At 73.3% G+C, this 21,439-nt stretch carries 15 protein-coding genes; 12 read left to right on the top strand and 3 right to left on the bottom strand.

The genetic code is table 11. The annotated features are described in order from the left end of the window. Positions 1-67: 67 nt before the first annotated feature. From ACGFZF_RS32205 to ACGFZF_RS32185, 5 genes are all read left to right on the top strand, one after another. Positions 68-1,090, top strand: coding sequence for a GNAT family N-acetyltransferase (locus ACGFZF_RS32205; RefSeq protein ID WP_393559948.1), 1,023 nt, complete (start codon positions 68-70; stop codon positions 1,088-1,090). Between the two features lie 157 nt (positions 1,091-1,247). After that, positions 1,248-2,522 (top strand): hypothetical protein, encoded by a 1,275-nt coding sequence (locus ACGFZF_RS32200; RefSeq protein WP_393559946.1) that lies wholly within the window; start codon positions 1,248-1,250, stop codon positions 2,520-2,522. Positions 2,523-2,571: 49 nt separating this feature from the next. Further along, the gene (locus ACGFZF_RS32195; RefSeq protein ID WP_393559944.1) at positions 2,572-3,024 is read left to right on the top strand and encodes a hypothetical protein; all 453 of its coding nucleotides are present in this window, start codon (positions 2,572-2,574) and stop codon (positions 3,022-3,024) included. Positions 3,025-3,372: 348 nt separating this feature from the next. Next, positions 3,373-4,269: an oxygenase MpaB family protein gene (locus ACGFZF_RS32190; RefSeq protein ID WP_393559942.1), complete on the top strand. Its 897-nt coding sequence runs from the start codon at positions 3,373-3,375 to the stop codon at positions 4,267-4,269. Next, complete coding sequence (locus ACGFZF_RS32185; protein ID WP_393559940.1) at positions 4,251-6,512, top strand: tetratricopeptide repeat protein; 2,262 nt, start codon at positions 4,251-4,253, stop codon at positions 6,510-6,512. The genes ACGFZF_RS32190 and ACGFZF_RS32185 overlap by 19 nt, the downstream gene beginning before the upstream one ends. A gap of 194 nt (positions 6,513-6,706) precedes the next feature. Here ACGFZF_RS32185 and ACGFZF_RS32180 read toward each other — a convergent pair whose 3' ends face one another. After that, on the bottom strand, positions 6,707-7,759 hold the full coding sequence (locus ACGFZF_RS32180) for a S66 peptidase family protein (RefSeq protein ID WP_393559938.1): 1,053 nt from the start codon (positions 7,757-7,759) through the stop codon (positions 6,707-6,709). A gap of 194 nt (positions 7,760-7,953) precedes the next feature. On the opposite strand from ACGFZF_RS32180, the gene ACGFZF_RS32175 reads away from it, so the two are divergent. The 4 genes from ACGFZF_RS32175 (at position 7,954) to ACGFZF_RS32160 (ending at position 12,990) form a co-directional block, all read left to right on the top strand. Then, complete coding sequence (locus ACGFZF_RS32175; RefSeq protein WP_393559936.1) at positions 7,954-9,492, top strand: phytoene desaturase family protein; 1,539 nt, start codon at positions 7,954-7,956, stop codon at positions 9,490-9,492. Positions 9,493-9,659: 167 nt separating this feature from the next. Continuing rightward, positions 9,660-10,688 carry an L-threonine 3-dehydrogenase gene (gene tdh, locus ACGFZF_RS32170; RefSeq protein ID WP_393560228.1) on the top strand — a complete coding sequence of 343 codons (1,029 nt, stop codon included), beginning with the start codon at positions 9,660-9,662 and terminating at the stop codon, positions 10,686-10,688. A gap of 189 nt (positions 10,689-10,877) precedes the next feature. Further along, positions 10,878-12,077, top strand: coding sequence for a glycine C-acetyltransferase (locus ACGFZF_RS32165; protein WP_393559934.1), 1,200 nt, complete (start codon positions 10,878-10,880; stop codon positions 12,075-12,077). A gap of 4 nt (positions 12,078-12,081) precedes the next feature. Next, positions 12,082-12,990 (top strand): LysR family transcriptional regulator, encoded by a 909-nt coding sequence (locus ACGFZF_RS32160; protein WP_393559932.1) that lies wholly within the window; start codon positions 12,082-12,084, stop codon positions 12,988-12,990. Positions 12,991-13,050: 60 nt separating this feature from the next. On the opposite strand, the gene ACGFZF_RS32155 is transcribed toward ACGFZF_RS32160, so the two are convergent. After that, a complete protein-coding gene (locus ACGFZF_RS32155) occupies positions 13,051-14,838 on the bottom strand; it encodes a serine hydrolase (protein ID WP_393559930.1) in 1,788 nt (595 codons plus the stop codon). A gap of 169 nt (positions 14,839-15,007) precedes the next feature. Between ACGFZF_RS32155 and ACGFZF_RS32150 the strand changes: the two genes are divergently transcribed. From ACGFZF_RS32150 to ACGFZF_RS32140, 3 genes are all read left to right on the top strand, one after another. Then, positions 15,008-16,117: an NAD(P)H-dependent flavin oxidoreductase gene (locus ACGFZF_RS32150; RefSeq protein WP_393559928.1), complete on the top strand. Its 1,110-nt coding sequence runs from the start codon at positions 15,008-15,010 to the stop codon at positions 16,115-16,117. After that, positions 16,114-17,670 carry an acyl-CoA synthetase gene (locus ACGFZF_RS32145; protein WP_393559926.1) on the top strand — a complete coding sequence of 519 codons (1,557 nt, stop codon included), beginning with the start codon at positions 16,114-16,116 and terminating at the stop codon, positions 17,668-17,670. Before ACGFZF_RS32150 ends, ACGFZF_RS32145 begins: the two co-directional genes overlap by 4 nt. Before the next feature lie 153 nt (positions 17,671-17,823). After that, entirely contained in the window at positions 17,824-18,930 is a 1,107-nt protein-coding gene (locus ACGFZF_RS32140) for a calcium:proton antiporter (RefSeq protein WP_393559924.1), read from the top strand. On the opposite strand, the gene ACGFZF_RS32135 is transcribed toward ACGFZF_RS32140, so the two are convergent. Next, complete coding sequence (locus ACGFZF_RS32135) at positions 18,920-21,373, bottom strand: penicillin acylase family protein (RefSeq protein ID WP_393559922.1); 2,454 nt, start codon at positions 21,371-21,373, stop codon at positions 18,920-18,922. The two genes, ACGFZF_RS32140 and ACGFZF_RS32135, sit on opposite strands and share 11 nt — an antisense overlap. Positions 21,374-21,439: the final 66 nt, after the last annotated feature.

Raw genomic sequence — 21,439 nt, 5'->3', positions numbered from 1 at the left:
GGCCTCCTGCGGGCCCCGGCCCCGAAGCTGCAGACTGTGCCGGACCACCGCTCGAAGAGGAGCCCCCATGCCCCACCCGCTCACTCCGTCCACCGCCGCGCCCGTACACCCGGACTACCCGGTCCGCACGAAGCGGCTCCGGCTGCGCCCGGTGCGATTCGACGACCTCGACGCCGTGCACGCCCACCGCTCGCTGCCCGAGGTGGCGCGCCACCTGCCGCACGAGCCGCACACCAGGGAGATGACGGAGCAGACCCTGGAGCGCATGATCGGCGGTCAGGCGCTCGCCGTTCCCGGCGACTGGCTCGACCTCGCCGTCGAGGACGAGTCGGGCCGGGTCGTCGGCGAGGTGCTCCTCAAGCGGGACGAGCGGGAACCCGAGACCGGGGAGGTGGGTTTCGCCTTCCACCCCGACGTGCACGGGACCGGGATCGCCACCGAGGCGGTCGCTGCGGCGCTCGGCATCGCCTTCGAGGACTTCGGCTGGCACCGGGTCCTCGGGGTCTGCACCGTGGAGAACGTCGCCTCCGCCGCGCTCATGCGACGCGTCGGCATGCGCCACGAGGCCGTCCACCGCGACGGCGCCTTCCGGAAGGGCGCCTGGCGCAACTTCTCCACCTTCGCCGTCCTCCGCGCCGAGTGGCGCGGCGGCCTGCGGCCTTCGGCGGACGAGCGGGCGGTCGACACCGTCGTCTCGGCGTTCTTCGCCGCCTTCACCCGTCGCGCCGGCGAGCCGGTCCGCCTCGACGCCGCCCGGGCGGCCCTCGCGCCCGACGCGGTCGTCGAACGGGTCACGGAGGGCGGCGGCCTCGACCGGACAGACGTGGACGAGTTTCTGGCGCCACGTCAGATCCTGTTGAACGGGGACTCGTTGACGGAGTTCACCGAGATCGAGGTGACCTCGACGACCATGTTCGCCGCCGGTCGTGCCCACCGCCACTCGCTGTACCACAAGTGGGGTGTCCGGGACGGGGTCGCCTTCAACGCCTGGGGACGCAAGACGCTGACACTGCGGCCGTCCGCCGGATCCTGGGTCATCGAGTCCTTCACCTGGGCCGACGAACGGGAGTCGACCGGCCTCACGGACTGAGCACGGCCGTGCCACCGCGAACACCGCCCCCCGCGACGGGCGGCCGTCCCGCCGACGGCGTCCGGCCACCCGCGATACGGCGACGCCCGAGGGGCTTTGGCAGACTGTCGGCCGCCCGACCGATCACGAGAAGCGAGAACACGAGGGAGCCGCGCCGTTGAGCGTCAGTGTCGAAGGACAGATAGACATCGCGGGGCCGGTGGGCAAGCTGCTCCACCGGCGCCCGCTCAAGAACTCCACGGTGATGCAGTCGTTCGGCATCGACCCGGTCGGCGGGGACGTGTTCGTCGTGCAGGTGGTGCAGGGCGGCCTGACCCTCACCGGCGAGTCGGGCCCGGTCAGCGGCGCCGACCGGATCGCGCACGGCGACCTGTGCGTCACCCGGCTCACCCAGGCCGGCGCGATCACCGGATTCATGTACCTGCGGGGCTTCGGCCACGGCGTCTCCATGGCCGTAGAGAACCGGGCCGGCGTCGTCCGGCTCTGGACGGAGACCGCTTCCCGGAAGAACAGCAAGGACGAGGGCTACGGCACCGCCGTCACCCACTTCGAGTTCCGCAGCGGCACGGTCCTCGACCACGGCTCCCCGCTGCACGCGGATCCGTACACGCCCGCCGCCGGCGCCACGGGCGTCACGTGCACCATCGACCCCACCACGGACCGGCTCGTCGTCCGCTTCTCCTCGGGCGGCATGAAGTACGAGTCCTACGACCTGGCGAAGGCCGCGGCCGGCGTCTGGGAGCCGATCACCCGCATCGCCCAGCCCGACCCGAAGGGCGTCTTCCAGGGCTACGCCTCGCTCGGCGGCGTCCTCTACATGCTCGCCGGTGAAGCCATCGCCGACGACAACCCCGACAACCCGCCGCCGGGCAACACGTACCTGACCGCGGTCGACTGGGCCACCGGTGCGCTCCTGGACCAGCAGCGTGTCCTGGCCGCCCCCGGTCTGGAGTACCGCGAGCCGGAGGGGATGGCCGTCTCGGTGCGCGACGGCGTGCCGCACCTGCACTTCGGCTTCGCCGGCGAGGACCCGGGCCCGCGCACCTGCACCATCATGTCGCTCTCCCAGGCGCCCGAGACGGACGGCGTGAAGGTCCTGACGGACTGGACGCCGATCCCGCTCGCCGCCGGTGTCACCGCGGACCAGAACGCCCCCAAGGGCCGGCTGATCAGCCTGGCCGGCACGACGACGCTGCAGCTCAGCGGTGGCGTCAAGGGCAGCTTCGACGCGGACGCCGTCATCGGCACCCTGCCCGACGCGCTGACCCCGACCATGGTCGCGCGCGCCAACGTCGCCCGGAACAACAACGCCGGCGTCTGCGTCGCCCGCGTCGAGGCCGACTCCGACCGCGGACTGCGGCTCTACGGCGGCCGCGCCACCAACGCCGTCACCTGGGCCCAACTGGACAGCTTCAGCGCCGTCTGGCGCTGACCGGGCCCGCTGCCGCCACCCCTTCCCCTCGTCAAGGAGACGACCTCGCATGTCCTACGACCGCCGCAGCATCCTCGGCGCCGCCCTCGCCCTGCCCGCCGTCCTCACCGCCGGCAGCCTGACGACCGCGACCCCGGCCGCCGCCGCGCCCGGTGGCGTCGAAGCCGGCGAATGGGCCGACCTCCTCCTGGAGCCCGGCGTCACCGCCCAGGCCGGCGCCACCCCGCAGGTCCGCCTCGTCACCATCGCCGGTACGACGTTCCTCCAGGCGCGGGGCGCCGTGACCTGCAACCTCACCGCCGACACCAGGATCGCCACGCTTCCGGCCGGGCTCCGCCCCACCTGGTACACGAGGGCGGTCGCGCCGCGGAACAACAGCCAGGGCATCAACGCCTGCCGCTTCGAGGCCAACACCGCCGGAGCCGTCACGGTCTACGGCGGCAACAGCGGCAACCCGATCACCTGGGTCCAGTTCGACGCGGTCCAGACGGTCTGGCGTTAGGTCCTGTCCGGGCGATCTTCGAGGACCGGCCCGCGGCGTCGGATGTGGTGTATCGCAAGGCGGAGGATCGCCCTCGTACTGGGCGTACTCGGGCGACTCCGACAACGCCGCGAGACGCCGCAGCCGTCGTCGCGGGCCCGAGAAGATCGCCCGGACAGGACCTAGCCGCTGCCCCGGGGCGCCTGGGTCCGGAGGGAAGCACGCTCCCCGTGCCCCGGGCCGTTCCCGGGCCCCTCTCCGCGGCCTCCCCTCCGTCACCCCTCCGACTCCCGCCGCCGGCACCGCCGTTCCCCCGCACCCCGGCCCGTTCCCCGGCTCCCGGGGTGCGGTCCGGCGTAGCCTGAGGGCATGACGCAGGACGCCGACCCCGGGCTCTTCGGACCCGACTCCGTCACCTGGCAGCTGCACGGCGACCCGGTGATGTGGATCGCCGGCGTCCGTGCCCTGTACCTCCAGGCGCTGCACCCCGTCGCCGTCCGCGGTGTGATGGCCAACAGCGACTTCGAGAAGGACGCCTGGGGGCGGCTCCTGCGGACCGCCGACTTCGTCGGCACCCTCAGTTACGGCACCACCCAGGCCGCCGAGGCGGCCGGCGCGCGGGTCCGCAGGATCCACCGGCTGCTCGGCGTCGACGACCCCGACCTGCTGCTCTGGGTGCACTGCGCCGAGATCGACTCGTACCTGACCGTGACGCGCCGCTCCGGCATCGTGGTCAGCGACGCCCAGGCGGACCGGTACGTCGACGAACACCGCGAGTCCGCCCGCCTCGTGGGCCTCGACCCGGAGCGGGTCCCCGCGAGCAGGGACGCACTCGCCGCCTACTTCGACGCCGTACGGCCGCAGCTTGCCGCCGGTGAGGACGCCAGGACCGTCGACGCCTTCCTGCGCCGCCCGCCCGTCCCGCCCGCGCTCGTCCCGGCGCGTGCCCTGCTGTGGGGGCGCGTGGCGGCGCTCGCGTACGACACCCTGCCCGACTACGCCCACGTGCTGTACGGCCGTCCCGCGTCGCCCCCCGAGACGGTCACCCACCGGCTCGTCGCCACGGCCAATCTGCTGCGCTCCGTGCCCGCTCGGTTGCGCTGGCGGCTTCCGCCGCGGCACATCCTGAAAGCGATGGACCGTCTCGGCCCCGAGGCACGACCCGCCCCGTACAAACTCCGCAGACAGGCGGCCATACTGGACGGGCCGGGGAGGGCGCAGAGAACCGACGGGGGCGACAGCACGCGATGGCGGAAACCAGGCTGATCCAGGGCCGGTACCGACTGCACGACGTGATCGGGCGGGGCGGGATGGGCGAGGTGTGGCGCGCGACCGACGAGTCGCTCGGCCGCCGGGTCGCCGTCAAGTGCCTGAAACCGCTGGGACCGCAGCAGGACGCCCCGTTCGTGACCGTCCTGCGCGAACGGTTCCGGCGCGAGGCGCGCGTCGCCGCCTCGCTCCAGCACCGCGGGGTCACCGTCGTCCACGACTTCGGCGAGTCCGACGGGGTCCTGTTCCTCGTCATGGAACTCCTGGAGGGCCACAACCTCAGCCAGCTCCTGGAGGAGAACAAGCAGGGCCCCCTGCCGGTCGAGGACGTCGTCGACATCGCGGAGCAGGTCGCCGACGCCCTCGCCTACACGCATCGGCAGGGGATCGTGCACCGCGACCTCAAGCCCGCCAACATCATGCGGCTCGGCGACGGCGGGGTGAAGATCTGCGACTTCGGGATAGCGCGCCTCGGCGCGGACATCGGCTTCACCTCGCGCCTGACCGGCACGGGCATCGCCATGGGCACCCCGCACTACATGTCGCCCGAGCAGATCAGCGGCGGCGAGGTCGACCACCGCAGCGACCTCTACTCGCTGGGGTGCGTGCTGTACGAGATCGCCACCGGCGCGCCGCCGTTCGACCTCGACGACCCGTGGGCCATCCTCATCGGCCATCGCGACACCGTGCCCGAGCCGCTGCGCAGCCACCGCGCCGACGTCCCGGACTACCTGGACCGGATCGTCCTCGACCTGCTGGCCAAGGAGCCGGAGGCGCGCCCCACCGACGCGAACGACCTGCGCCGCCGGATCCTGTCCGCCCGCACCGGCGCGACCCCGCCCGCCGGCTTCGCCACTGCCGGGCTGCCCGTACCGGAGACGGCAGCCGTTCCGTTCGTCCCCGAGCGGCCGCCGTCGACCCGGTTGCCGTCCTGGACCAGGGGGATGACCGTCGGCCACCGGGCCGGCGCCGGTTCCCCCGCGCAGGGGGACGTCCCGCACGATCCGTCCGCCGGGCTCACCGGCCGGTGGACGACCGGGACGGGCGTCCTGCCCGCGATGCTCGCCGCCCGGACCACGCCGCCCTCGGTCGAGCCGGCCCCCGCCCTCGCGGAACGGCACCAGGAAGGGGTACGACTGGGCCGGAACGGCCGCTGGGAGGAGGCGGAGGGCCTGCACCGTGGCGTGGCCGCCGACCGCGAGCGGCTCCTCGGGCCCGACCACCCCGACACCCTCGCCAGCCGCCACGAGCTCGCCTTCACCCTCGGCCGGCTCGGCCGGCGACACGATTCCCTGCGGGAGTTCGGCCGCGTCGCCGAGGGACGGGAGCGCACGCTCGGCGCCGACCACCCGGACTCCCTGGCGGCCCGCCAGGAGACGGCGTACGCGCTGGGGCGCCTGGGGCGGCACATCGAGGCCCACCAGGTGTACGAGGCGGTCCTCGCCGCACGGCAGCGCACCCTCGGCGCCGACCACCCCGACACCCTGCGCTGCCGGCACAACCTGGCGTTCAACCTGGGCCGGCTGGGGCGCCTGGACGAGTCGTACCGCGCGACGCGCGAGGTGGCCGAGGCACGCACCCGGCTGCTCGGCGCCGACCACCCCGACACGCTGGTGACCCGCTACGAGGTCGCGTACGCCCTGGGCCGGCTGGGACGTTGGGCGGACGCGCTCCCCGTGTACCGCGAGGTCGCCTCGGCGCGGGCCGCCGTCCTGGGCGCCGACCACCCCGACACCCTCGCGGCGCGCTACGAGTCCGGGATCTGTCTGGGGCGCCTCGGCCAGGGCGCCGAGGCGCTGGAGGTCTACCGCGAGCTGGTCGAGGCCCGCACCCGGGTGCACGGCCCGGAGCACCCCGAGACGCTGCGCGCCCGCCACGGCGTGGGCGTCAACCTGGGCCGGCTGGCACGCTGGGAGGAGGCCCTCACCGAATCCCGTGACGTGTGCGCCGTACGCGAGCGCGTGCTCGGCGCGGACCATCCCGACACCCTGGTGAGCCGCCGCGAGATCGCCGTCGGTCTGGGCTGGCTGGAGCGTTGGGAAGAGGCCCTCACCGTCTACCGGCAGGTCGCCGAGACCCGCGAGCGCGTCCTGGGCCCCGAGCATCCGGACACCCTGGCCGGCCGCGACGACGAGGCCCACTGCCTGGAACGACTCGGCCGCGACCAGGAGGCCCTGGCCCTCCACCGCCGGGTGGCCTCCCTCCGCCGCGGCCACGGCGACCGCAGCACACGGCACTAGGTCCTGTCCGGGCGATCTTCGAGGACCGGCCCGCGGCGTCGGATGTGGTGTATCGCAAGGCGGAGGATCGCCCTCGTACCGGGCGTACTCGGGCGACTCCGACAACGCCGCGAGACGCCGCAGCCGTCGTCGCGGGCCCGAGAAGATCGCCCGGACGGGACCTAGGGGGTGTTGCCGGGCTCCCGACGCCGGCGTCAGTAGGTCACGGTGATCCGCCGCGCCGGGCCGTCCACGACGACGGAGCCTCCGTAGGGGATCACCAACTGCGGGTCGGTGTGCCCGAGATCGACGTCGAACACGGCCATGGTGTGCGGAGCGTACGAGGCCAGCGCGCGCAGCACGGCCGCGCGCTGTTCGTCGGCATGGCGCCGCTTGGCGTCCGCGTCGTGCGGCTGCGTGAAGGACCATGCCTTGGCGCGGCCCATGAGGAGGGCGGGGAAGCGCCCCAGCAGGCCCCGCTCGCCCATGGCGCGCAGGATCCGGAAGACCTCCTCCCCGCTCGGCAGCTCCTCCGAGGTCTCCAGGAACAGGACACCGCCCTCGTAGGCGGCGGGATCGGGTTCGATCTCCCGGTCGGCCATCAGCAGCCACGAGAGGATCTCCAGGTTGCCGCCCCAGGCGCGGCCCTCGACGACCCGGTCGGGCCGGTGCCAGATCCAGCCGTCCGAGGGCTGGGAATCCGGTTCCGTCGCGAAGGTGGCCGGGTCCGCCCAGTCGCGGTCGATGTCGCGGTACCGCGGGGCGGGGCGGAGTTCGTACGGACCCGAGGTGAACAGCGCCGCGCGTACCGAGTCCGCCGTCAGGGGGTGGAGGCTGCGCGGGCGGCCGAGCTCGGTCATCACCGAAGCGCCGTGGTAGCCGACGATGCCCAGGTTGCGCAGGAGGAGCAGCAGGTTGGTGTTGTCGCTGGAGCCGAAGAACGGCTTGGGGTTGGCGCGGATCACGTCGCGGTCCAGCAGCGGCAGCACCGTGATCTGGTCGTCGCCCCCGATGGTGGCCATCACCGCCTTCACCGTCGGGTCGGTGAAGGCGGCATGGAGGTCGTCGGCGCGCTCCTGCGGCGTGGCACCCATCCTGCGGGTGGCCGGGTACTCCACCGGTTCGAGTCCGAACACCTCGCGCAGGCGCCCGAGTCCCAGTTCGTACGGCAACGGGAAGAGCCCGGGGAGGCCGGCGGAGGGCGAGACGACCGCGATGCGGTCACCGGGCACGGGCTTGGGGGGATACGCGGGCGTGGGTGGCGTCATGGCGGCGAGGCTAGGGGGTGCACGACTCTCCGATCATCCGCATTTCGCTCCGGGGCCCTTCGCTCCGGGCGCTCGGACGGACGAGGTCCGAAGGCGGCGGAAGCGCGCCCGATCCTCCGGTCACCCACCTCCCCCACGGGACGATCTCCGGAAGGCGGGGTTCCGTGAGCGATCTTCCCGTGTTAGCAAGAGACATGACCGCACAGCGCTCGTACGACGTCGTCATCATCGGCGGCGGACACAACGGACTCGTCGCCGCCGCCTACCTGGCCCGCGCCGGACGATCCGTCCTCGTCCTGGAACGTCTCGACACCACCGGCGGGGCCGCCGTCTCCACCCGGCCCTTCGCCGGTGTCGACGCCCGGCTCTCCCGGTACTCGTACCTGGTCTCCCTCCTGCCGGAGAAGATCGTGCGCGAACTGGGTCTCCGCTTCGCCGTGCGGAAACGATCCGTCTCCTCGTACACGCCGAAGGGCGACGGCGGACTCCTCGTCGGCGGCGGACCCGCCCGTACCCGCGCCTCCTTCGCCGCACTGACCGGCTCCGACCGCGAGTACGAGGCGTGGGAGGCCTTCTACGGCCGTACGGCGGAGGTCGCCCGGCGGGTCTTCCCCACGCTCACCGAGCCGCTGCCGACCCGGGCCGCGCTGCGCGACCGGGTCGGGGACGAGGACGCCTGGCGGATGCTCTTCGAGCAGCCCATCGGCGAGGCCGTCGAGCGCACCTTCGCCGACGACCTCGTCCGCGGTGTCGTGCTCACCGACGCCCTGATCGGCACCTTCGCCGACGCCCACGACCCCTCGCTGCTCCAGAACCGCTGCTTCCTGTACCACGTCATCGGCGGCGGCACCGGCGACTGGGACGTCCCCGTCGGCGGCATGGGCGCCCTCACCGACGCCCTCGCCGGCGCCGCCCGCGCGGCCGGCGCGGAGATCCGCACCGGGCACGAGGCCACCCGGATCGAGACGGACGGCACCCGCGCCGAGATCACCTACCGCACGGCCGACACCGAGGGCGTCGTCGAGGCGCGGCACGCCCTGGTGAACGCCTCGCCGCAGGCCCTCGCCGCACTGCTCGGCGCGGCGCCCCCGGCGCCGGCCGAGGGCGCCCAGCTCAAGGTCAACATGCTGCTGACCCGGCTGCCGCGGCTGCGCGACCGAGGGGTCGACCCGCGCGAGGCCTTCGCCGGAACGTTCCACATCGCCGAGGGCTACGGACAGCTGGCCACCGCCTACGCCGAAGCCGCCGCCGGCCGCCTGCCGAGCGCCCCGCCCTCGGAGATCTACTGCCACTCCCTGACCGACCCGAGCATCCTCGGCCCGGAGCTCGCCGGGCGCGGCTACCAGACCCTGACCCTCTTCGGGCTGCACACCCCCGCCCGCCTGTTCGCCGCCGACAACGACGCCGCCCGTGCCGCGCTGCTCAAGGCCACCCTCGCCGAGCTCGACGCCCATCTCGACGAGCCGCTGGCCGACTGCCTCGCGCTCGACGCGGACGGCCGGCCCTGCATCGAGGCGAAGACCCCGCTCGACCTCGAATGGGACCTGCGGCTGCCCGGCGGCCACATCTTCCACCGCGACCTGTCCTTCCCGTACGCGGAGGAGGGTGCCGGCCGGTGGGGCGTGGAGACCGAGCACGCCAACGTGCTGCTGTGCGGCGCGGGCGCCGTCCGGGGCGGTGGGGTCAGCGGGATCCCCGGCCACAACGCCGCGATGGCGGCACTCGGCCGTTGACGACATGCGCCACCCCCACCAGGGGTGTGAAGCTGACCTGTGAGCGCGCTTAAGAAAACCTCGATGGACCGCGGGCCCGGCATAAGGAAGATTTCTTTCAGGGATCTTGGGTGCGGCCGTGCCCGGACCCCCTCAGTCACAGGACACGCACGTCGGGAGCCATGGCATTGAAGGCGCTGGTCAAGCAGAAGGCGGAGCCGGGACTCTGGCTCACGGACGTGCCGGAGCCGGAGATCGGCGCCGGAGACGTACTGATCAAGGTGAAGCGGACCGGAATCTGCGGCACCGACCTGCACATCCGCTCCTGGGACGGCTGGGCGCAGAAGACCATCGCCACGCCGCTGACCCTGGGCCACGAGTTCGTCGGCGAGGTCGCGGAGATCGGCCGTGACGTCGTGGACATCGAGGTCGGCGACCTGGTCAGCGGCGAGGGCCACCTGGTCTGCGGCAAGTGCCGCAACTGTCTGGCCGGCCGCCGTCACCTGTGCCGCGCCACGGTCGGCCTCGGCGTCGGCCGGGACGGCGCGTTCGCCGAGTACGTGGCCCTGCCCGCGTCCAACGTCTGGGTGCACCGGGTCCCCGTCGAACTCGACGTCGCCGCGATCTTCGACCCCTTCGGCAACGCCGTGCACACCGCGCTGTCCTTCCCGCTCGTCGGTGAGGACGTCCTGGTCACCGGCGCCGGCCCGATCGGCATCATGGCCGCGGCCGTCGCCAAGCACGCCGGTGCCCGCAACGTCATGATCACCGACGTGAGCGAGGAGCGGCTGGCCCTCGCCCGCAAGGCGGGCGTCTCGCTGGCGTTGAACGTCGCCGAGCAGACGATCGCCGACGGCCAGCGCACGCTCGGCCTCAAGGAGGGCTTCGACGTCGGCCTGGAGATGTCGGGCAACCCCCGCGCGATGCGCGACATGGTCGCCAACATGACCAACGGCGGCAAGATCGCGATGCTCGGCCTGCCCGCCGAGGACTTCGCCGTCGACTGGGCGAAGATCGTCACCTCCATGATCACCATCAAGGGGATCTACGGCCGGGAGATGTACGAGACCTGGTACGCGATGTCGGTCCTGCTGGAGGGCGGCCTGGACCTCGCCCCCGTGATCACCGGCCGCTACGCCTACACCGACTTCGAGGCCGCGTTCGACGACGCCGCCTCCGGCCGCGGCGGCAAGGTCATCCTCGACTGGACCGTCTGAGACCGGGGCCGTCCGGCCGCCGCACGGCCGGGCGGCTCCGGGGCCCGCTCCCCGGAGCGCCCGCCGCGTGCCGACGGCCGCCCCAGGGCCCGCCGCCGCTCCGACGCCCGCGACGCCCTCGGTCCACCCGCCTCTTCCCAGGGCCCGGTCCCCTCGCCGGCCGGGCCGCCCGACCCGTGAAGGAAGCCCATGTTCTCCTCCGTCCGTGACGACCTCCGCGCCACCCTCGACGAGATCCGCGCCGCCGGACTGCACAAGCCCGAGCGCGTGATCGGCACCCCGCAGTCCGCCACCGTCGCCGTCACCGCCGGCGGCCGCCCCGGCGAGGTGCTCAACTTCTGCGCGAACAACTACCTCGGCCTCGCCGACCACCCCGAGGTCGTCGCCGCGGCCCACGAGGCGCTGGACCGCTGGGGCTACGGCATGGCGTCCGTCCGCTTCATCTGCGGCACCCAGGAGGTGCACAAGGAGCTGGAGGCGCGCCTGTCCTCCTTCCTCGGCCAGGAGGACACGATCCTCTACTCCTCCTGCTTCGACGCCAACGGCGGCGTGTTCGAGACGCTCCTCGGTCCCGAGGACGCCGTCATCTCCGACGCCCTCAACCACGCGAGCATCATCGACGGCATCCGCCTCTCCAAGGCCCGCCGCTTCCGCTACGCGAACCGCGACATGGCCGACCTGGAGCAGCAGCTCAAGGAGGCGAACGAGGGCGGTGCCCGGCGCAAGCTGATCGTCACCGACGGCGTCTTCTCGATGGACGGCTACGTCGCGCCGCTCGGCGAGATCTGTGACCTGGCCGAGCGCTACGACGCCATGGTCATGGTCGACGACTCGCACGCCGTCGGCTTCGTCGGCCCCGGCGGACGCGGCACCCCCGAACTGCACGGCGTGATGGACCGCGTCGACATCATCACCGGCACCCTCGGCAAGGCCCTCGGCGGAGCGTCCGGCGGCTACGTCGCCGCCCGCGCGGAGATCGTCGCCCTGCTGCGTCAGCGCTCCCGCCCGTACCTCTTCTCCAACACCCTGGCGCCGGTCATCGCGGCTGCCTCCCTCAAGGTCCTCGACCTGCTGGAGTCGGCGGGCGACCTGCGCGAGCGGCTCAACGCCAACACGGCGCTCTTCCGCTCCCGCATGACCGCGGAGGGCTTCGACATCCTCCCCGGCGACCACGCCATCGCGCCCGTCATGATCGGCGACGCGTCGGTGGCCGGACGGATGGCGGAGCTGCTCCTGGAGCGCGGCGTGTACGTGATCGGCTTCTCGTACCCGGTCGTGCCGCAGGGCCAGGCCCGCATCCGCGTCCAGCTCTCCGCCGCCCACTCCACCGAGGACGTGAACCGCGCGGTCGACGCGTTCGTCGACGCCCGCGCCGCCCTGCGAGACTAGGGGCATGATCGAAGCGCGGCGGCTGCACATTCTCCGGGCGGTGGCCGACCACCGTACGGTCACGGCGGCTGCCGCCGCGCTCTATCTCACTCCTTCCGCGGTCTCCCAGCAGCTGGCGGCGCTGGAACAGGAGACCGGCCACCGGCTGGTCGAACGCAGCGCCCGCGGGGCGCGGCTCACGCCGGCCGGCGAGATCCTGCTCGGCCACGCGAACGCCGTGCTGGAGCAGCTGGAGCGCGCCGAGTCCGAACTCGCCGCCTACGGCTCCGGCGAGGCGGGCACGGTCACGGTGGCCGCCTTCGCCACCGGCATCGGCCTGGCCGTCGCCCCGGCCATCGCCGGGCTCGCCCGCACCGCCCCCGGCATCCGGGTACGGGTGCGGGACGCCGAGGGCGACGAGTCCCTGCTGATGGTCCTGGACCGTCAGGTCGACATGGCCGTCGCGGTCGAGTACCGGGGGGCGCCCGGCGAGGACGACGCCCGGCTCACCCGCGTACCGCTGTACGCGGAGCCGTTCGACGCCGTCCTGCCGTCCGGCCACCGGCTCGCGGACCGCGAGTGCGTCGCGCTCGCCGACCTCGCCAAGGACGCCTGGATCGGCCAGTCCGCCGGCAACCCCTGCCAGGACGTGACCGTCCTGGCCTGCGAGTACGCGGGGTTCGCCCCGCAGATGGAACACTCCTCGGACGACTTCCGTGCCGTCGTGGCGCTCGCCTCGGCCGGTGCGGGGGTCGCGCTCGTCCCGCGCTCGGCGCTGCGCGGCATGGACCTGACCGACGTCGCGATCCGGCCGGTCGACGGCGTCGCCCCGACCCGGCGGGTCTTCGCCGCGGTGCGCCGCGGGGCCGAGGACCACCCTCTGATCAGCCCGGTCCTGGCCGCCCTGCGGGAGGCGGCGGAACCGACGGACTGAGGCCCCCGGCGGGGCACCTCTCCGCGGGGGGAGCGGCCGGCCGGTTCCCCCGCGGTCGCGTCAGTCCGCCGACCGGATCCAGCCCACCGCCTCGATCCGGGACGCTTCGGCCGGCCGGGCGGCGTCGAAGAGCGGCCGGCCCGCGGGGTCGAGGACCCGCAGGCCGTCCACGTACACCCCTCGTCCGACGTAGCGCTGGTCGGTCGTGTAGCGCCAGCGCAGCAGCAGTGGCCGCGGGCCCCAGGCCGACAGGTCCGCCGCCGCCCGGTGCCAGACCCGCCCCGACCAGCCGCTCACCGAGCCCTTCGGACGCGCCTGCGGCTCCTGGCCCGGCCGGACGGTGATGAACGGCACGGGCCCCCAGGTGGCCCCGCCGTCCGCCGACGCCTCCAGGTGGGCGGCGTCCGCGGTCGGCTCGGTGTCCCACCACAGGGCGCAGTCCAGCCGGCCGAAGCCGGCGGGCGCGGTCAGCGGCGGCAGGGACAGCGTGGCGGTGGTGGCGCTCGCACCTCCGGAGAACCACGCGGTGCCGCCCCGAGCCGGGCGCACCGGGACGGCGCGCGCCAGGTTGTCGGCGGCCGCGACCCGCGGAGCCGAGCCGGACCGCCACGTACGGACCGGGTGGACGGAGTTGCCGAGCAGGACGAGGAAGGAGTCGGTGCTCGGGTCCAGGACCAGGCAGGTGCCGGTGAAGCCGGTGTGTCCCGCGGTGCGCGGAGTGGCCATCGCCCCCATGTACCAGTGCTGGTAGAGCTCGAAGCCGAGGCCGTGTTCGTCGCCGGGGAACGCCGTGTTGAAGTCGGTGAACATCAGCTCGACGGAGGCGGTGGACAGGATGCGCGCCCGGCCGTACGCCCCGCCGTTGAGGAGCGTGCGGGCGAGGACCGCGAGGTCCCAGGCGCAGGAGAAGACCCCCGCGTGGCCGGCGACGCCGCCGAGGCTGTACGCGTTCTCGTCGTGGACCTCGCCCCACACCATGCCGCGGTCGAGACCGGACCAGGGGCGCCGGGAGTCCTCGGTCGCCGCGATCCGGGGCTTCCAGGAGGCCGGCGGGTTGTAGCGGGTGCGGTCCATGCCGAGGGGAGAGGTGATCTCCTCGCGGAGCAGGGTGTCCAGCGGGCGGCCGGTGACCGCCTCCAGGACCAGCTGGAGCGAGATCAGGTTCAGATCGGAGTAGAGGTAGGCGGTACCGGCCGGACTGGCGAGGGTCTCGTTCCACAGCAGCCGCAGCTTCCCCTCCCGCGTGGGCTCCTTGTAGAGGGGGATCCAGGAGCGGAACCCCGAGGTGTGAGTGAGCAGCTGACGGACCGTGACGTCCTGCTTCCCGCCGCCGCCGAAGTCGGGGAGGTACGCCGTGACCTTCTCCTCCAGCGCCAGCGCACCGTGCTCGATCTGCTGGACCGCCAGGATCGAGGTGAACAGTTTGGAGACGGACGCCAGGTCGAAGACGGTGTCCTCGGTCATCGCGATCTGCCGGTCGGCCGGCAGCTCGACGCCGCTGTCCGTCTTCTCGTCGTACGCCGCGTACCGCACCGCCGCGCCGATCGGCCGGTGCAGCGCGACCGTCCCGCCCCGCCCGGCGAGCAGCACGGCACCCGCGTACCAGGGGTGGGTGGGGGAGGGGCCGAGGAACGCCTCCGCGTCGGTGACCAGCCGCTCCAGCGGGGCGGCGAGCAGTCCGGCCCGCTCGGGCGTCCCGCGGCGCAGGGTCGTACGCCCGCCCCGGGGCGGTCCGGAGGCGGCGGCGACCCCCGGAATCGAGCCGACCATCAGCGCACCTCCCAGGGCGAGGAGCCGGGCGCCGAGCGCGCGACGGCCGATTCCCCGGTCCACCGATTCCTCCGTCATGACCAGCCTCTCCCACGTCCCTGAAAGAATCCTTCGGCCACACCCGTAACACGTGAAACTTTCTTACCGGGAGGGAGGGCGTCAAGGAAGCGGGCGGCGCCACAAAGAATCTGACACTGCATCAGAAAATCTCTTCCCTCGGCCGGCGGGCTGCGGCATCCTGCCGCCCATGAAGACGGAGCTGAGCCAAAAACTGGGGATCGAGCACGCCATCTTCGGCTTCACGCCCTTCCCCGCGGTGGCCGCCGCGATCACCCGGGCCGGCGGGTTCGGTGTGCTCGGCGCGGTCCGGTACACGGCGCCCGACGACCTCGCCCGCGACCTGGACTGGATGCAGGACCACACCGACGGCCTGCCGTACGGCCTCGACGTCGTCATGCCCGCCAAGAAGGTGGAGGGGGTGAGCGAGGCGGACGTGGAGGCGATGATCCCGGAGGGGCATCGCGCGTTCGTCCGGGAGACCCTGGCCAAGCACGGCGTCCCCGAACTCGCCGAGGGCGAGCCCTCCGGCTGGCGCATCACCGGCTGGATGGAGGAGGTCGCCCGCAGCCAGCTCGACGTCGCCTTCGACTACCCCATCAGACTCCTCGCCAACGCGCTGGGCTCCCCGCCCGCCGACGTCGTCGCCCGCGCGCACGACCACGACGTCCTGGTCGCCGCCCTCGCCGGCAGCGCACGGCACGCCCGCCACCACGCCGAGGCCGGGATCGACGTCGTCGTCGCCCAGGGGTACGAGGCCGGCGGCCACACCGGCGAGATCGCCTCCATGGTCCTCACCCCCGAGGTGGTGGAGGCCGTCTCGCCGCTCCCCGTCCTCGCCGCCGGCGGCATCGGCAGCGGCGAACAGATCGCCGCCGGACTCGCACTCGGCGCCCAGGGCGTCTGGCTCGGCTCGCTCTGGCTCACCACCACCGAGGCGGACCTCCACTCGCGCGCGCTCACCGCCCGACTCCTCGCCGCCGGGTCCGGCGACACCGTCCGCTCCCGCGCCCTCACCGGCAAGCCCGCGCGCCAGCTCCGCACCGAGTGGACCGACGCCTGGGACGATCCGGCCGGGCCCGGCACCCTCCCCATGCCCCTCCAGGGCCTGCTCGTCGCCGAAGCGGTCTCCCGTATCCAGAAGTACGAGGTCGAGCCGCTGCTCGGCACGCCCGTCGGGCAGATCGTCGGCCGGATGAACTCCGAACGCTCCGTCCGGCAGGTCTTCGACGACCTCACCCGCGGCTTCGAGCAGGCCGTCGACCGCATCAACCGCATCGCCGGACGGAGCACCTCGTGAGCGAACAGCCCAACGGATTCTGGTCCCAGGCCGCCGCGGACCCGGACCGGACGGTCCTCGTGGCCCCCGACGGGGAGACGTGGTCCGCCGGCCGCCTGCACGCCGACGTCAACCGGCTGGTCCACGGACTGCGCGCGGCGGGGCTGGCCCGCGGCGACGCCTTCGCCGTCGTCCTGCCCAACGGCGTCGAGTTCCTCGTCGCCCACCTCGCCGCCTCCCAGGCCGGGTTCTACCTCGTCCCCGTCAACCACCACCTGGTCGGGCCCGAGATCGCCTGGATCGTGGCCGACTCGGGTGCCAAGGTCCTCGTCGCCCACGAGCGGTTCGCGGACGCGGCGACGGCGGCGGCCGACGAGGCGCGGCTGCCCGCCACCCACCGGTACCTGGTCGGCGACGCGACGGCCGGGGGATTCCGGCCGTTCGCCGAGCTGCTCGACGGCCGGCCGGCCACGGCGCCCGACGACCGCACCCTGGGCTGGGTGATGAACTACACCTCCGGCACCACCGGCCGCCCCCGCGGCATCCGCCGCCCGCTGCCCGGCAAGCTCCCGGAGGAGACCTACCTCGGCGGGTTCCTCGGCATCTTCGGCATCCGGCCCTTCGACGGCAACGTCCATCTGGTCTGCTCGCCGCTGTACCACACCGCCGTGCTCCAGTTCGCGAGCGCCGCCCTGCACATCGGGCACCCCCTCGTCCTCATGGACAAGTGGACCCCCGAGGAGATGCTGCGGCTCATCGACGCCCATGCCTGCACCCACACCCACATGGTCCCGACCCAGTTCCACCGGCTGCTCGCCCTCCCCGCGGAGGTCCGCGGACGGTACGACGTCTCCTCGATGCGCCACGCCATCCACGGCGCCGCACCCTGCCCGGACCACGTGAAGCGGGCGATGATCGACTGGTGGGGGAGCTGCGTGGAGGAGTACTACGCGGCGAGCGAGGGCGGTGGCGCCTTCGCCACGGCCGAGGACTGGCTCAAGAAGCCGGGCACCGTCGGCAGGGCCTGGCCCATCAGCGAACTGGCCGTCTTCGACGACGACGGCAACCGCCTCCCGCCCGGTGAACTCGGCACGGTGTACATGAAGATGAGCACCGGCGGATTCGCGTACCACAAGGACGAGGCGAAGACCGCGAAGAACCGCATCGGCGACTTCTTCACCGTCGGCGACCTCGGGGTGCTGGACGAGGAGGGCTACCTCTTCCTCCGCGACCGCAAGATCGACATGATCATCTCGGGCGGGGTCAACATCTACCCCGCCGAGATCGAGGCGGCACTCCTCACCCATCCGGCGGTCGCCGACGCCGCCGCGTTCGGCATCCCGCACGGCGACTGGGGCGAGGAGGTCAAGGCCGTGGTCGAACCGGCCGAGGGCCACGAGCCGGACGAGTCCCTGGCCGCCGCCGTCCTCGCCCACTGCGGCGAACGCCTGGCCGGCTACAAGTGCCCCAGGTCGGTCGACTTCATCCCCGTGATGCCCCGCGACCCGAACGGCAAGCTCTACAAGCGCCGCCTGCGCGCGCCGTACTGGGAGGGCCACGAGCGTCCGCTGTAGGGGGTGTCCTGCCGCGCGTCGGGCGCGGCGGCCGGACCCCGCCCGGCGCGGCCGGCCCGGCCGGCGACGAGGACCCGAGGGTACGCGCGGCGGGACCGCGTCGCGTCCCCACGCTCCGGAGTCCGTTCGTCCGTTTATGGCAGGATAGTGATCATGAGTTCGAAAGCGGTGGGGCTGACACGGGAGTGGGCGACCTGGGGACCGGTGGTGGCGGGGGTGGCCCTCGCGCTCGCCTGGGGACGCGGACTACCGGGTTTCGCCGTCGGCCTCATCGCGCTCTGCCTGATGGTCGCGGTCCTCGCCGCCGTCCATCACGCCGAGGTCATCGCCCACCGGGTCGGCGAACCGTTCGGCTCGCTGGTCCTCGCCGTCGCGGTCACGATCATCGAGGTCGGACTCATCGTCACCCTGATGGCGGGCGGCGGGGAGAAGACCGCCACCTACGCCCGCGACACCGTGTTCGCCGCGGTCATGATCACCTGCAACGGCATCGTCGGCCTCTCCCTTCTCGTCGGGGCCCTGCGCACCCGTGTCGCGGTCTTCAACGCCGAGGGATCCGGCGGCGCGCTCGCCACCGTCTGCACCCTCGCCACGATGACGCTGGTGCTGCCCAGCTTCACGACGAGCCACCCCGGCCCGGAGTTCTCCAGCGCCCAGCTGGCCTTCGCCGCCGTCGCCTCCCTCTGCCTGTACGGACTCTTCGTCGCCGTCCAGACCGTGCGGCACCGCGACTACTTCCTGCCCGTGCCGCAGGAAGGAACCCCCGCCCGCGACTCCGAGGACGACCACGCCGACCCGCCGACGGACCGCCGGACCTGGACCAGCCTCGGCCTGCTCCTGCTCGCCCTGGTCGCCGTCGTCGGCAACGCCAAGCTCATCTCGCCGACCATCGAGGACGGCGTCGAGTCGGCCGGGCTCCCCAACGCGGTCGTCGGCGTCGTCATCGCCCTGATGGTCCTGCTGCCGGAGACGCTCGCCGCGGTCCGCGCCGCCCGCCGCGACCGCATGCAGACCAGCCTGAACCTCGCCTACGGCTCCGCGATCGCCAGCATCGGCCTGACGATCCCGGCGATCGCCCTCGCCTCGATCTGGCTGTCCGGGCCCCTGATCCTGGGCCTGGGGGCCGTGCACATGGTCCTGCTCGTGCTCACCGCGGTGGTGAGCGCCCTGACCGTGGTGCCCGGACGAGCCACACTCCTCCAGGGCGGCGTCCATCTCGCGATCTTCGCCGCCTTCGTCTTCCTGTCGTTCAGCCCCTGACGAACACCACCCTCAGCTGCGGCGAGCGCAGGATGTCCTTCTCGCAGAACCGCGACGTCACCCAGCGCTCGCCCGCGTACAGCTCCGTCTGGTCGCTGAAGTGCCGGGAGAGCGCGTCGGACGACTGGGAGTACGTCAGCAGGGTGCGGGCCACCGGGCAGCGGCCGCCGTTCCAGCCGACCGCCTGGACGTGGCTCGTGCCGTGCGCGACCTCCACGTAGCCGCCGCCCGCCGCGTTCCACACGGGCTCGGTCTTGTTCCAGATGCCCAGCGACTCGGTCCCGCCGCTCACCGGGATCCGCTTCCCGTTCCGCACCACGAACTGGTGGGCGCCGAGCGGCGCGTCCAACGGGATCCCGGCCGCCCGCAGCTCCGCGACCGCGTCGGCGAGCGCCTTGCCGAAGCCCGGCGCCGACGTGTTCAGCGTGTTCGGCGTACGGACCGGGTCGGCCGCCGAGAACGGCACCTTCCACTGCTCGGCCGGCGTCACCGTGCCCGTGAACTTCCGCCAGAACCGGTCGAAGAGCAGCGCCCCCTCGCTGTCGGTGTTCACCGTCCGGTCCCAGGCGCCGATGACCCGGCAGGCCTCCTGGTCGCCGGGCAGCACCGTGGCGCAGGCCCGCGCCGCGTCGGCGGCGGCCAGGTCACCCGCCGGCGCCCGGTTGGCGAACTGCTGGGCCTGGAGGTCCGCCACCGTCAACCGGCCCCGGGCCGCCATCGCCGCCACGTCCTCGATCCCGCCGCGGGTGCGCAGCGACCGCGGGGTGCCGACGGTGCCGAAGATCCGCTCGTAGCCGGTCAGCGGCCGGTCCGCGTTGGTCAGCCACGCACTGTCGTTGGAGTTCTCCACGTACGGTGCGTTGCGCAGGACCGGCATCCTCGACGGGCCGAAGACCCCGGGCTGCACCGCGTCCGGGTCCGAACCGAGGGCGCAGTCCGTCCGGGAACCGTCGAGGACCGCCACCCCGGACGCGGGGTAGGTCGCCCGGCCCAGAGGGGTGGAGCAGCGCTGGGCCAGCTCGTCGGTGACGCGGGGCAGCACCTGCGACTGGGTGAAGAGCGTGTTCCCGGCGGAGTCCGCGGCGATCGTGTTCACCCAGGGCAGCCCCTGTGTGCGGCGCAGCGTGTCGACGAGGTCCTGCGTCGAGCGGGCCTTGCCGAAGCCGAGCGCCGTGTCCGAGCCGCGCAGGTTGGCCGCGTTGGGGTCGTTGAGCGCGAAGGCGGTCGTGGCCGTCCAGGGCAGGGGCAACTGGGCCCCGAGGCCGCTGACCACGGGTCCGTACCGGGTCCAGTACTGGGTCCGGGTGACGGGCGGTCCGTCCTTCACGGCCACGCTCACGGTCCGTCTGGTCATCTTCTCGGTCCGGCCGTCGACCAGGTAGGCGGTGGGGTCGGACGGGTCGAGGGTCAGCTGGTGCAGGTTGAGCGTGACCCCGGTCGCGACGGTGTGGCTCCAGGCCACCTTGTCGTTGAAGCCGATGTTGACCACGGTGGTCCCCAGCAGCGAGGCGCCGGAGACGTTGAGCTCGCCGGGGATCGTCTGCTGCGACTGCCAGAACCGGCGCCCGCCCTGCCAGGGATAGTGCGGGTTGCCCAGCAGCAGCCCGCGCCCGTTCGCCGTCGTCCCGCCCTGGAAGGCGACCGCGTTGGAGCCCATGGTGGCGTTCTCGGCCGCGAACAGGTCCCGGGCCGCGGCGGCGGTGCGCGCGGGGTCGGGGGCACCGGCCGAGGCCGCAGCGCCCGCACCCGTGGGACCGGCCGGCGCGGTGGCCGGCGGCTGCGCGGCGGTGATGCCGTCGACGCCGCGCCCCTGGCCGCCGAGGACGGAGACGGCGAAGCCGCGCCGGGCGACGTCCAGTTGGGTGACGGGTCGGACCCAGGCGGCGTCCTTGCAGGCGGGGTCGGTGATCCTGTTCTGCTTCAGCCAGGCGTTGTAGCCGGCCGCCCAGCCTCGCATGAGCTCCTTGAGCTGCCGGCTCGGTCCGGCCGGGGCCGGCGTGTCGAGCAGGGCCTCGACGGTCCCGGCGTCCCGCACCCCGCGGAAGTACAGATCGCTGGAGAGGTTCCCGGTCGCGGAGGAGAGCGAACCGTCCGGGGCCCCGCCCGCGCCGAACCAGCGGGACCGCTCGCCGTTCACGGTCAGGAACCCGTCCGCGAGCGTGCACACCTGGTCGGCGGCCTGCGCCCAGCCGGTACCGAAGCCGAGATCGGCGTAGTCCTTGGCGACGATGTGCGGAATGCCGTACTCGGTGTACCGGATGACGGCCGAGAGACTCCGGTCCGACGGGTGTGCGTGCCGGTCGGCGGAGCCGGCGACGGCGGAGGCCGGCAGCGACGCGGTCACGACGGCGAAGGCCGCGGCGGCGAGCACGAGGTGTCGCAGGCGGGTACGGACGTGCAAGGTTCCTCCCAACGATCGTGCGGGGAAAGCGGGTTGGACCATGCACGCAGTCCGCGGCCGCCTTGTCAACATCCCGTTCGGTATCCGAGGTCCGGCGCCACGCGATGC

The sequence above is a fragment of the Streptomyces sp. NPDC048338 genome, assembly GCF_043201055.1.
Taxonomy (GTDB): Bacteria; Actinomycetota; Actinomycetes; order Streptomycetales; family Streptomycetaceae; genus Streptomyces.
Note: the sequence above shows the minus strand (reverse complement) of the source record. Positions and strands in the feature narration are given on the sequence as shown.